Annotated in this window: 12 protein-coding genes; 10 read left to right on the forward strand and 2 right to left on the reverse strand. The window is 68.5% G+C overall.

All coding sequences use genetic code 11. The annotated features are described in order from the left end of the window. The first annotated feature begins 2 nt into the window (after positions 1 to 2). The 4 genes from BW730_RS03840 to dapB all read left to right on the forward strand — a co-directional run bounded on the left by BW730_RS03840 (position 3) and on the right by dapB (position 4,324). Complete coding sequence (locus BW730_RS03840; protein WP_077685099.1) at positions 3 to 971, forward strand: substrate-binding domain-containing protein; 969 nt, start codon at positions 3 to 5, stop codon at positions 969 to 971. A gap of 25 nt (positions 972 to 996) precedes the next feature. Next, the gene (locus BW730_RS03845) at positions 997 to 2,532 is read left to right on the forward strand and encodes a sugar ABC transporter ATP-binding protein (RefSeq protein WP_077685100.1); all 1,536 of its coding nucleotides are present in this window, start codon (positions 997 to 999) and stop codon (positions 2,530 to 2,532) included. Continuing rightward, complete coding sequence (locus tag BW730_RS03850; RefSeq protein WP_077685101.1) at positions 2,532 to 3,509, forward strand: ABC transporter permease subunit; 978 nt, start codon at positions 2,532 to 2,534, stop codon at positions 3,507 to 3,509. Before BW730_RS03845 ends, BW730_RS03850 begins: the two co-directional genes overlap by 1 nt. 74 nt (positions 3,510 to 3,583) lie before the next feature. Next, positions 3,584 to 4,324 carry a 4-hydroxy-tetrahydrodipicolinate reductase gene (gene dapB, locus BW730_RS03855; RefSeq protein WP_077685102.1) on the forward strand — a complete coding sequence of 247 codons (741 nt, stop codon included), beginning with the start codon at positions 3,584 to 3,586 and terminating at the stop codon, positions 4,322 to 4,324. On the opposite strand, the gene BW730_RS03860 is transcribed toward dapB, so the two are convergent. Further along, a complete protein-coding gene (locus BW730_RS03860; RefSeq protein WP_077685103.1) occupies positions 4,321 to 6,126 on the reverse strand; it encodes a helix-turn-helix domain-containing protein in 1,806 nt (601 codons plus the stop codon). The two genes, dapB and BW730_RS03860, sit on opposite strands and share 4 nt — an antisense overlap. 113 nt (positions 6,127 to 6,239) lie before the next feature. Here BW730_RS03860 and BW730_RS03865 point away from each other — a divergent pair, with 113 nt between their 5' ends. The 5 genes from BW730_RS03865 to BW730_RS03880 are packed head-to-tail and all read left to right on the forward strand — an operon-like array spanning position 6,240 to position 10,028. After that, positions 6,240 to 7,055 carry an N-acyl homoserine lactonase family protein gene (locus tag BW730_RS03865; RefSeq protein WP_077685104.1) on the forward strand — a complete coding sequence of 272 codons (816 nt, stop codon included), beginning with the start codon at positions 6,240 to 6,242 and terminating at the stop codon, positions 7,053 to 7,055. 9 nt (positions 7,056 to 7,064) lie between these two features. Next, complete coding sequence (locus tag BW730_RS03870; RefSeq protein ID WP_077685105.1) at positions 7,065 to 7,457, forward strand: transcriptional regulator; 393 nt, start codon at positions 7,065 to 7,067, stop codon at positions 7,455 to 7,457. After that, on the forward strand, positions 7,454 to 8,128 hold the full coding sequence (locus BW730_RS19035) for an alcohol dehydrogenase catalytic domain-containing protein (RefSeq protein ID WP_226997056.1): 675 nt from the start codon (positions 7,454 to 7,456) through the stop codon (positions 8,126 to 8,128). Before BW730_RS03870 ends, BW730_RS19035 begins: the two co-directional genes overlap by 4 nt. Beyond that, positions 8,083 to 8,583 carry a zinc-binding dehydrogenase gene (locus BW730_RS19040; protein WP_226997057.1) on the forward strand — a complete coding sequence of 167 codons (501 nt, stop codon included), beginning with the start codon at positions 8,083 to 8,085 and terminating at the stop codon, positions 8,581 to 8,583. The genes BW730_RS19035 and BW730_RS19040 overlap by 46 nt, the downstream gene beginning before the upstream one ends. Further along, positions 8,580 to 10,028 (forward strand): NAD-dependent succinate-semialdehyde dehydrogenase, encoded by a 1,449-nt coding sequence (locus BW730_RS03880; protein ID WP_077685106.1) that lies wholly within the window; start codon positions 8,580 to 8,582, stop codon positions 10,026 to 10,028. Before BW730_RS19040 ends, BW730_RS03880 begins: the two co-directional genes overlap by 4 nt. Here the strand turns inward: BW730_RS03880 and BW730_RS03885 are convergent. Beyond that, complete coding sequence (locus BW730_RS03885; RefSeq protein ID WP_077685107.1) at positions 10,025 to 10,549, reverse strand: GNAT family N-acetyltransferase; 525 nt, start codon at positions 10,547 to 10,549, stop codon at positions 10,025 to 10,027. The genes BW730_RS03880 and BW730_RS03885 overlap by 4 nt on opposite strands. A gap of 30 nt (positions 10,550 to 10,579) precedes the next feature. On the opposite strand from BW730_RS03885, the gene BW730_RS03890 reads away from it, so the two are divergent. Continuing rightward, positions 10,580 to 12,256, forward strand: coding sequence for a ribonuclease J (locus BW730_RS03890; RefSeq protein WP_077685108.1), 1,677 nt, complete (start codon positions 10,580 to 10,582; stop codon positions 12,254 to 12,256). Positions 12,257 to 12,349 lie beyond the last annotated feature (93 nt).

Consider the following 12,349-nt stretch of genomic DNA (forward strand, 5'->3'; position numbering starts at 1 on the left):
CAATGAAGATCATCCCGAAGAAGCTCCTGGCAGGCGTCTTCGCGGCCGTCGTGCTGACGACGGCGGCGTGCACCAACGGCGACGAGACCAAGCCGAACGCCGGCGGTTCTGGCGGGGGAGGTGGCAAGGTCACGAAGGTCGGCCTCATGCTCCAGGACATCTCCAACCCCTTCTTCGCCGCCATGCAGACCGGCATGCAGGAGGAGGCAAAGGCTCAGGGCTTCGAGGTCAACGTGCAGGACGGACGCCAGGACCTCGGCACCCAGAACGATCAGATCGATGCGTTCATCTCGCAGGGGGTCCAGTTGATCCTCCTCAACGCCGTCGACAGCGAGGGCATCGGGTCGGCCGTCGCACGGGCGCAGGCCGCAGGCATCGTCGTGGTGGCCGTCGACGTCGACGCGACCGGTGCCGACGCCGCGGTCACCACCGACAACGTGCTCGCAGGAAAGCAGGCGTGCGAGGCGCTGGTCGCCAAGATCGGCGGCAAGGGCAACATCTTGTTCATCGAGGGCACGCCCACCACCGCCCCGCAGGACCGGGTCAAGGGCTGCGAAGAGGTCATCACCGCCAACCCCGACGTCAAGATCGTCGCGCGTCAGGCAGGCAAGAACGACCGCGCCTCCGGCCTTGCACTTGCTACCGACATGCTGACCGCCAACAAGGACGTCCAGGGCATCTTCGCCATCAACGATCCGGAAGGCCTTGGAGCCGACCTGGCGATCCAGCAGGCGTCCCGCACCGGCATCACCGTCGTCGGCGTAGACGGCTCGCCCGAGGCGGTGAAGGCTCTGGAGGACCCGAAGTCCAACTTCTGGGCGACCCCCGCGCAGGACCCCGCTGGCATGGCCAAGAAGGCATACGAGGTCGGTAAGGGCATCGTCGAGGGCAACAAGCCGGCAGAGCGGATCACGCTCCTCGAGCCGACGCTCGTCACCCGTGACGACGTCAAGGACTACAAGGGCTGGTGAGTCCGGTTCTTCGCAGGAGGAGACGATGAGCGCAATCGAACCGCTCCTCTCGGTCCAGGGCATCAGCAAGCGGTTCGGCGCCACCCAGGCGTTGAGCAACGTGAGCTTCGATGTCCGGCCGGGAGAGGTGCACGCCCTGATGGGCGAGAATGGCGCAGGCAAGTCGACGCTGATGAAGATCATCTCGGGCAACTACACCCCGGATGAGGGCGAGATCAGGATCGGCGGGGTTCCTACGGTCCTGTCCTCGCCACGCGACGCCATGGCGGCGGGCGTCGGCATCATCCATCAGGAGCTCAACACCCTGCCCGAGATGACCGTCGCCGAGAACCTCGCAATCGGCAGCGAGCCCGTCAACGGACTCGGGGTCCTCGACCGCCGCAGGATGGTGCGCGAGGCCAGGGAGAAGCTGGACCGGGTCGGGGCGACGAGGATCGACCCGCGCCGTCCGATCGGCACCCTCAGCGTCGGCATGCAGCAGATGGTGGAGATCGCGAGGGCGGTGGCCGAGGACGTCAAGGTCCTGGTGCTCGACGAGCCGACGGCTGCGCTGTCGATGTCCGAGTCGGAGCGGCTCTTCGAACTGATCAACGAGATGCGCGACAAGGGCATGGGGCTGATCTACATCTCGCACCGCATGGAGGAGGTGTGGGAACTCGCGGACCGGGTGACCGTGTTCCGCGACGGGAAACTGGTCGGCACCCGCGAGATGCGCGATCCCGATGTCAAGGTCACCCCCAACGACATCGTCCGCATGATGGTGGGACGCGACGTCGAGGACCTGTACGGGCACCGCGAGCCGCACACCGGAGGGGTTCGCCTGACGGTGGAGGGGCTGACCGGGCCGGGGGGCATCGGACCAGTCGACTTCGAGGTGCACGGCGGCGAGATCGTCGGGGTGGCGGGGCTGATCGGGGCCGGACGCACCGAGGTCGCCCGGCTCATCTACGGGGCCGACCGACGCACCGGGGGCACCGTCGTTCTTGACGACAGGCCTGTCTCTACACGCGACCCCCGGGAGGCCGTCGCCCAGGGCATCGGGATGTTGCCCGAGTCGCGCAAGGACCAGGCGCTGTTCCTCGACATGTCGGTGCGTGACAACACGGCCATGTCGACGCTCAAGCAGTTCAGCCCAGGTGGAGTGATCCAGTTCGCCAAGATGAAACAGGCCGTCGCGGGCGTGTTCGAGAAGCTCCGCGTCAAGGCCGCCTCGCAAATGGTCGACTCGCGCAGCCTCTCGGGAGGCAACCAGCAGAAACTGGTGCTCGGGCGCCTGATGCTGGAGCATCCGGCGCTGATGATCCTCGACGAGCCGACCCGGGGGGTCGACATCGGTGCCAAGAGCGAGATCTACCGCATCATCAACGACATCGCGGCCTCAGGAACGGCCGTTCTCGTCATCTCCTCCGACCTGCCGGAGGTGCTCGGCATCAGCGACCGCATCCTCGTGATGCGGGGCGGGCAACTGGTCGGCGAACTTGACGGGCCGAGCGCCACCGAGGAGCAGGTCATGGAATTCGCAACCGGCGTGCTCGCCGACGACACCCCAAGGAACATGTGATGACCGCTTCAGTTATCGAGCAGCCCCGATCGGGCGCCGCGACCTTCAGTTACTGGTGGGACAAGGTCGGCATCTTCGCCGTCCTGATCCTGATGTGTGTCGTGATGGCGTTCCTGGCCCCGAACTTCCTGTCGGTGGACAACGCCGTCAACGTAGCGAGGGCCGTATCGATCAACGCCATCCTGGCCGCAGGCATGACCATGATCATCCTGACCGGCGGCATCGACCTGTCCGTCGGTTCGACGCTCGCAGTGGCGGGCGTCGCGGGTGTCCTGCTCGCAACGAGTGGGGCTCCTGGGCCGATCGCGATCCTCGGCGGGATCGCGGCCGGAGCCCTTGCCGGTCTGATCAACGGAGCGTTCGTGGCATGGCTCGCCCTGCCCGCGTTCATCGTGACGCTCGGGTCGATGACCTATCTGCGTGGCACGGCCTACTCGTTGCTCGACGGTCAACCGCTCGTGGCATCCGACCTCGCCTACCGTGGCATCGGCAACGGCGCCGTCGCTGGCATCCCGACGCCGGTGGTCGTGATGGTCGTCGTCTACGTGGTCTTCTGGTTCCTGCTGGAACGCACCCGGTTCGGGCGCCACGTTTACGCAGTCGGCGGCAACATCGAGGCCGCTCGACTGGCAGGCATCAACACCAAACGGGTGCTGCTTCTCGTCTACACCATCGCGGGTGCTGCCGCGGGCCTGGCGGGCATCATCTTCTCGGCCCGCGTGCTCTCCGCCCAGCCGACGGCGGGCACCAACTACGAGTTGGACGCCATCGCGGCGGTCGTGCTCGGCGGCACAGCACTGGCCGGTGGTCGAGGGCGCGTGCTCGGCACCCTGGTCGGCGCGCTGATCATCGGCGTGCTCTCCAACGGCCTGGTGCTGATGAACGTGCCGTTCTTCTACCAGTTGATCATCAAGGGCGTCGTCATCGTGCTCGCCGTGACGCTCGACAGCCTGAGGCAATTCGGCCGGAAGGGGTGAGCCGTCCGCTCCGCCGCGGCATTGTGCAGTCGACCTGACGCTGGTTGACTGGGCGTTGTGAACGGAGGAGACCAATGAGTGAGATTCAGGTCGGGGTTTTCGGTGTCAGCGGGCGGATGGGCAGCGAGGTGGTGCACGCCGTCGGGCGGGCCGAGGGCATGACCGTCATCGGCGGTTCCGATCTCGGGGAGCCGAGGGAGCAGGTCGAGCGCGCCCAGGTCGTCGTCGACTTCACACACCCCGACGCGGTGATGGACAACATCGCCTGGTGCGTCGAGCGCGACATCAACATGGTGATCGGCACCACCGGCTTCACGCCGGAGCGCCTCGACCAGGTCAGGGCGCTCGTGGCCGAGCACCCGAAGGTCGGCATCCTGATCGCCTCCAACTTCTCCATCGGGGCCGTCCTGATGATGCAGTTCGCCGCAAAGGCGGCGCCGTTCTACCCGTCCGTGGAGATCATCGAACTGCACCACCCCAACAAGGCCGACGCGCCTTCGGGCACCTCGGCGACCACCGCCCGCAAGATCGCGGCGGCGCGCGCAGAGGCCGACATGGGCCCGGTGCCAGACGCGACCGTGCACGACGACGGCGCCCGCGGCGCGGTCGTCGACGGCATCCACATCCACGGCGTCCGGCTCCAGGGGCTCGTGGCGCACCAGGAGGTGCTGCTCGGCAGCACAGGGGAGACGCTGACCATCCGGCACGACTCCTACGACAGGGTCTCGTTCATGCCGGGCGTGGTCGCGGGCGTCCGCTACATCGTGGGACATCCAGGACTGACCCTCGAGATGGAGCAGGTGCTGGGCGTCTAGCCCCGCGAGCGCTCCATCATGAGCGCCCGCAGCGCCAGGTGCAGGTCGAGCCGACCCGCACCCGCCTGCCAGCCCTCGCCCAGCAGCGTGGCGATCCGGTGCATGCGTTGTCGCAGCGTGTTGGGATGGATGAACAGAGCTGCCGCCGCGGCGGGCAACTGCGGCCCGAACTCCAGCACGGCCCAAGCAGTGCGCACCAGGTCGGTGCCGTGCCCGGCGTCGTAGTCGACCAACGGGAGCGCGGGCGCCCGCACGCCCCGCGGCAGCGAGCCCGCCTGCTCGGCCTCGAGCAGGGCGCCGAGCGAGCCGATGGTGTCACCGTCGAGCACCTCACCGCCGAGGAGGCGAAGGCTCGCCAGCGCGGTGTCGGCGCTGCGGTGTGCCCGCGGAATGTCGCCGAGGTTGCCGTGCACCCGCGACGAGCCGACCTGTGCGTCCGGGTCAGCCGGGGCCAGCGCGGCCCAGACCCGCCGCGCACACGGCTCGGCCGTCTGCGCCAAGGCGCACAGGTGCCCCCCGTGCTCGGCGACCAGTGCTGGGGCACGCAGCGCCCGTCGGACCACCGGCAGGGCGTCGGGCAGCGACGTGCGGATCGCGAGCATCATCAAGGGCTTTCGGGGGTCGACGCCGTGCCTGGTCATCCGAGCGCGCAGGGCGGCACCGGGTTCGGCTCGACCGGAGATGCAGTCGTCCAGCAGTTCGTACTGCGAGCGCTGCTCCGCGTCGGCCTCGATCCGGTCGATCAGCGCCGCGAGGCCGAGGTGGACCGCCGCGTGTTCGAGGGCATCGCGTTCGGCGACCGGGATCGCGGTGTGCACGACGACGGTGCCGTGGTGGCTGCCACCGACCTGGGCCGCGCAGATGGTGGCCTGGCCACCGGGAGTCGAGACAGGGAAGGGGAGCCCCGACGAGACCGCCGAGGTGATCGCCGCCCTCAGTATCGGGTCGCCCGGATCGTCGTCCGGGGAGAGCACGTCGACGCGGGCGTCGTAGACGGCCGACAGCAACCCCACGATGCCCGCCTGGTCGCGGGCACCGACGGCCTCCACGAGGCGCCGGTCGAAGTCGAGAAGCGACTGCATCGCACCCATCCGAGCCCGCCCCGCGTCCTCTCTGGCGCCGAGTTCCTCGAGCGCTGCAGTCACGTGCGCGAGACGGGCGCTGTGGTCGATGGCGACGGCGGCCTGCCGTGCGATCGCGTCGACAATCTCGCGCGTCTCCGCCGGGTAGTCGACCTGGCGGCGGTCCGCGATCAGCAGCGCGCCCTGGATCCGTCCCTGCACGTTCATCGGCACCCCGAGGATCGACTTGACGCCCTCGAGTCGGACGATCGCGTCGATCGGGTCCAGGTGCACGATCGTCGGGTCGTCGACGTAGTCCGACGTCGACACCACGGCCATGCCTGTCGCCGCCTTGCCGAGCACCCCGGTGCCGAGCGGCATCCGGATGGTGGCGTACTCCCGTGTCCTGACGCCGTCCGACTGGCAGATGTAGGTCTCGCCGGTGGCGTGGTCATTGAGACTGACGTAGGCCATGTCGGCGCCGGTCACGGCCCGGGTGCGCTGCGCGATGGCCGCGAGGACCTGATCGGGATCGGCGATGCCTGCCAGGTCGGTTGCCGTGTCGTACAGGGTGTCGACCAGCAACCGGGAGCGAGCGGCGGCGGCGCACGTCGCAGCGACTCGCCGCGCTGAGGCGGCGGCGTCGGGGGAGAGCCCCGCGTCGTCGACGGCTCGCTCCAGGTCGCCGGGAAGGCCACCCTCCAGCGCGCTCAGCAGCCGGGCAATGGCGAGATCGGTCATGGTCGATTCTCACACGTCGGGCTCGTGAGAATGTGCGATCCAGACATTGAGGAGCGGTGCGACGGCTTCCTAGAGTGACGCCCATCCTTCCAGAGCCGAAAGGAGCCGGATCAATGACTGATCCCATGAAGCTACACATCCTCTCGACCGGCGTGATGGAGTGCGACCACACGTGGTTGCTGCTCCAGGCCGGCAACACCATCACCGACCGACACCACAAGGACAAGCCTGCGGTGTGGGCCGAGTGCCCCACACACGCCGTCCTGATCGAGACGCCCGCTGGGCGGATCCTGTGGGACACCGGCGTTCCCCGCGACTGGGAGACGCGCTGGGGGCCGACGGGGTTCCAGGACTTCTTCCCGGTGCAGGAGGACCCTGCCGGGCCTGGGTACCTCGACACCGCTCTCGCCGACCTGGAACTGACCACCGACGACATCGACGTGCTCGTGCTGTCCCACCTGCACTTCGACCACGCCGCCAACGCCCGGATGTTCGACAACGGCAAGACGCGCATCCTCGCCCAGGCCGACGAGATCGAGGGAGTCAAGACCATCGATGGGTACAGCAAGGGCGCCCACATCGTCTCCGACTTCGAGGGACTTCCGCTGGAGGCGGTGCACGGAGACGCCGAGATCGTGCCAGGTGTCTCGGTGATCTCCACACCCGGCCACACCTGGGGAACCATGAGCCTGCAGGTCGACCTGCCCGAGGGTGGCACCAAGATCTTCACCTCCGACGCCGTCTACCTCGGCGCGAGTTGGGGGCCGCCCGCGATCGGCGCAGGGATCGTCTGGGACTCTGTCCAGTGGCTCGAGTCGGTCGACAAGTTGCGCAGGATCCAGGAGCGCACCGGTGCCGAGATGATCTTCGGGCACGACCCCGAGCAGCGAAAGTCGCTGACGCTCGCGCCAAACGGCTACTACAACTAGGGGCGCGCGATGATCATCTACGACCTGGCATGCACCGCGGGGCACCGCTTCGAGGCGTGTTTGGGCTCCATGTTCGACCCCAACCCCGACTGCGGGTGCGGGGCGTCCACCTCGCGGGTGCCGAGCAGGCTGAACCTGGGCGGCGCGGCAAACGCGGGGCCCGGCCGCGACGACATGCCCACCACCTGGCACGGCACCGGTCAGGGCGATCCCGCAACGCTCAAGGCCTGGCACGGCGCCATGACGAAGAGGGAACGGCTTGAGGAGAGGTACCCGGAACTCGCGGGTGACCGCCGACCGATCCTGGCGCACGAGGGCGCCTTCGCGGGCCGCCCGCTACGGGCCGGCGACGACCTCGTCCCGACGGTCGCCAAGGCGGCGTTCGGCAAGGAGGAATCGTGAGGATCACCGGCGCTGTGCTGGAGGAGATCGGCAGGCCCCGCCCCTACGCGCAGTCGCGGCCGATCGCCGTCCAGGAGGTCGAACTCGAGCCACCGGGTCCCGGCGAGATCCTCGTCAGGATCGAGGCGGCGGGCATCTGCCACTCTGACCTGTCCGTGGTCGACGGCAACCGGGTGAGGCCAGTCCCGATGCTGCTCGGGCACGAGTCCGCTGGCATCGTCGAGCAACTCGGGGAGGGCGTCGTCGACGTCGCGGTCGGCGACCGGGTGGCGATGTGCTTCCTGCCGCGCTGCGAGGAGTGCCAGAACTGCGGCCAGGACGGCAGGCTTCCCTGCACGCCTGGCTCGGCGGCCAACAACGCAGGTGTCCTGATGGGTGAGCGGATCCTGCTGCACCGCGACGGCCCCGACGGCCCCGAGGAGATCAAACATCACCTGGGGGTCTCGGGGTTCGCCACCAGGGTGGTCGTCAACCGCGCCTCCGCGGTGCCGGTCGGCAACGACGTGCCGCCCGACATCGCGGCCGTGCTGGGCTGCGCCGTTCTCACCGGCGGAGGGGCGGTCCTCAATGCGGCCGACCCGCAACCGGGCGACTCGGTGATGATCGTCGGGCTCGGGGAGTGGGTATGGCCGCGCTGCTCACGGCGCTCAGCCTGGACATCGGCGAGGTGATCGCCGTCGACGCACTCGATTCCAAGCTCGAGCTCGCGAGGCAGTGGGGGGCCGGCGCGGCCTACACGCCGGAGCAGGTGGCGGAGCAGGGCATCAAGGCCACCCACGTGATCGAGTGCGCGGGGCACCCCCGCGCGTTCGAGACCGCCTTCAAGGCGACCGCCGTCGGAGGCAGGACGGTCACGATCGGCCTGCCTGCGCCCACCGCGCTCAGCGAGATCTCCCCGCTGACGATCACGGCGGAGGCGCGCACCATCATCGGGTCCTACCTCGGCTCGGCGGTCCCGGCGCGGGACATCCCTCGCTACGCCGACCTGTGGCGCGAAGGTAAGCTCCCCGTTGAGCGGCTGATCTCCTCGCGGATCCGGCTCGATCAGATCAACGAGGCCATGGATCAGCTCGCAGATGGGCTGGCGATCCGCCAGGTGATCATGTTCGACGAGGAGGAAGCATGAACCGAGAAGACGTCCTGGCGAAGGTGCCGTTCGGGCAGTTCATCGAGGGGAGTTTCGTCTCCACGGCCGACACCTTCCAGGTGCACGACCCCGCCACCGGCGAGGTGCTCGCGGAGGTCAGCGACGCCGGCCCCATGCACGCGAAGGCCGCCCTCGACGCGGCCTGCTGGGTCGCCGACGACTGGGCGGCCACCGAACCGCGCAAACGCGCCGAGATTCTGCGCCGCGCCTACGAGTTGATCGTGGCACGCGGCGACGAGTTTGCGACCCTCATGACGCTCGAGATGGGCAAGCCGCTCGCCGAGGCGCGCGGCGAGGTGGCCTACGGCGCCGAGTTCTTCCGCTGGTTCTCCGAGGAGGCCTGCCGGATCGAGGGGCGCTGGACGACGGCGCCGCTCGGCGGGAACCGGCTGCTCACCATGCAGCAACCCGTCGGGCCCGTGTACGCGATCACGCCGTGGAACTTCCCCCTCGCGATGGGAACCCGCAAGATCGGCCCCGCGCTGGCCGCGGGCTGCACCGTCGTCATCAAGCCAGCCAAGCTCACGCCGCTGACGATGCTGTACCTGATGCAGACGCTGAAGGATGCCGGCGTGCCGGACGGCGTCGTCAACTGCGTCACGTCCTCGAACTCGGCCGCGGTGTCGAAGCCGATCATGGAGGACCCGCGGCTGCGGAAGCTGACGTTCACAGGGTCGACCGAGGTCGGCAGGACGCTGCTGAAGGAGGCCGCCGACGGAGTGCTTCGCACGTCGATGGAGTTGGGTGGCAACGCCCCATTTGTGGTGCTCGCCGACGCGGACGTCGACCAGGCAGTCGCCGGCGCGATGCCCGCCAAGTTCCGCAACAACGGCGAGGCGTGCACCGCCGCCAACCGGTTCTACGTGCACGAGTCGATCGTCGAGGAGTTCACGGCCAAGCTCGTCGCCGAGGTGGAGAAACTGGTCGTGGGGCCGGGCATGGACCAGGCGACCACGCTCGGCCCGCTCATCGACGACGACGCCGTCGCCAAGGTGAAGGAACTTGTCGACGACGCCGTCGCCAAGGGTGCCAAGGTGCTCACCGGGGGCGCCCCTATCGACGGGGATGGTCACTTCTTCCAGCCGACGGTGCTCGCAGACGTGCCCCGCACCGCCCGCCTGCTGCGCGAGGAGATCTTCGGCCCGGTCGCACCGATCGTCACGGTCGACACCGACGACGAGGCGATCAAGCTCGCCAACGAGACCGAGTTCGGGTTGATGGCCTACGTCTACTCCCGCGACATCTCCCGCGTCGTCACTGCCGCGGAACGCCTCGAGAGCGGCATGGTCGCCGTCAACACGGGCGTCGTGTCGAATCCGGCGGCGCCTTTCGGAGGGGTCAAGCAGTCCGGCCTCGGCCGCGAGGGCTCGCATGAGGGGCTCGAGGAGTACCTCGAGATCAAGTACCTGGGGATCGCGCTCTAGGAGATGTCGGTGTGGAGGCGCACCAACTTCACGTGGGTGCCCTCCTCATCGACGGCGACCTCCTGGTGCGCGCCGTCGCTTGCCCAGCCTCCCGCGACGAGGAACTCCCGCAGGGCGTCGTTGGCCGCGGGAACCCAGATCGTGGCGACCTCATAGCCGTCGGTGCGGAGCGTGTCGACCGCCGCGTTGATCAGCCGCGACCCGTGACCCTTGTGGCGCTGCTTCGGGTCGACGATGAACTCGCCGATCGTGCCGGTGCGCTCGCCCGCGTCCGGATCGCCGCTCGGGCCGGTCACCGCGAAGCCGACCACACCGGGATCGCCGATCGCCACCAGCACCCGGAAGTGGGCGAGAGGTGGCCGCGAGATCGCCTCATGCCAGGCGCGGCTCGCCTCGTCGGCGCCCGTGGCCTGCACTGCGTTGGAGAGGGACTCGGTCTCCGACCACGCTCGACGCTGGATGCGCGCGAGGTCGACGGCTTCGGAGGGTAGGGCGAGGCGGACGGTGTCTGAGACGGACATGCGCCCATCGTATCCATTAGCCTTGGCCCCATGACCGACGCCAAGACACCCCCCAAGCTCGCCCCCGGCACCCTGCGGATCGTCCCGCTCGGAGGGCTCGGCGACGTGGGGCGCAACATGACGGCGTTCGAGATCGACGGCCAGATCGCGCTCGTCGACTGCGGCGTGCTGTTCCCAGAGGACCACCATCCCGGCGTTGACCTGATCCTGCCTGCGCTCGACTACCTCGACGGCCGCCTCGACGACGTCGTCGCCCTCGTCCTGACCCACGGCCACGAGGACCACATCGGCGCCGTGCCCTACCTCCTCAAGCGCCGCGCCGACATCCCCGTATTCGGCTCCAAGCTGACGCTTGCCTTCCTCGCCGCGAAGCTGCGCGAGCACCGGATCCGCAACTTCAACCTCGACGCCGTCGAGGAGGGCGAGATCCTGGAGGTCGGCAACTTCGAGTTCGAGTTCCTCGCCGTCAACCACTCCATCCCCGACGCGCTGGCCGTGGCGATCCGCACCTCCGCAGGCCTCGTCCTGCACACCGGCGACTTCAAGATGGACCAGTTGCCCCTGGACGGCCGGATCACCGACCTGCGCGGCTTCGCGCGGCTCGGCGAGGAGGGCGTCGACCTGTTCATGGCCGACTCCACCAACGCCGAGGTGCCCGGCTTCACCACCCCTGAGATCGACGTCGAGCCCGCCATCGCACGCGTCTTCGACGCGGCAGGGGGCAAGCTGATCGTGGCCTGCTTCGCCTCGCACGTGCACCGCGTGCAGCAGGTGATGAACATGGCAGCCAAGCACGGCCGCAAGGTCGTCTACGTCGGGCGCTCCATGGTGCGCAACATGTCAACGGCCCGCGACCTTGGCTACCTCAAGGTGCCCGCGGGCTCGCTGATCGAGTTGAAGGACATCGACAAGTACGCGGACAACGAGGTCGTGATCATCTCGACCGGTTCGCAGGGCGAGCCGATGGCCGCGCTCAGCAGGATCGCCAACAAGGAACACCCGGTCATCGAGGTGGGCCCCGGCGACACCGTGCTGCTCGCGTCCTCGCTGATCCCCGGCAACGAGAACTCCGTCTACCGCGTCGTCAACGGGCTGTCCAAGCTGGGCGCCAACGTGGTGCACAAGGGCAACGCTCTGGTGCACGTCTCCGGCCACGCGTCGGCCGGGGAGTTGCTGTACTGCTACAACATCCTCAAGCCGAAGAACGCGATGCCGGTGCACGGCGAGGTCCGTCACCTGATCGCCAACGGCAAGCTCGCCGAGAAGACGGGCATGAAGCCGGAGCGCGTGATCGTGGCGGCCGACGGAGACGTCATCGACCTCAAGGCGGGCAAGGCCCGCAAGGTCGGCTCGATCGACGCGAGCTACATCTTCGTGGACGGCTCCTTCGTCGGCGACATCTCCGACTCGATCATGGACCGTCGGATCCTCGGCGAGGAGGGCTTCATCTCCGTCATCACCGTCGTCGACCTGCACAACCGCTCGATCGTCTCCGGCCCCGAGATCCAGGCCCGTGGCCTGGCGGAGGACGACTCGGTGTTCAAGGACGCGAAGAAGCGGGTCGCGGACGCGCTGACCGACGCGATGCGCGACGGCGTCGACGACTCGCACCGACTGCAGCAGGTCACGCGACGCGCGGTCGGGCAGTGGGTGTCCAAGTCGCTCAGGCGCCGCCCGATGATCGTTCCGGTGGTCGTCACCACCTGACCGCGGGGGCCGGTTTGACCGGCCCGCCCACGGCACGTAAAGTAGTCCATCGGTGCTTTGCCCCTGAATGTTCCTGCATTTGGCTGGGGCACC

Source organism: Tessaracoccus aquimaris (genome assembly GCF_001997345.1).
In the GTDB taxonomy this organism is placed as follows: domain Bacteria; phylum Actinomycetota; class Actinomycetes; order Propionibacteriales; family Propionibacteriaceae; genus Arachnia; species Arachnia aquimaris.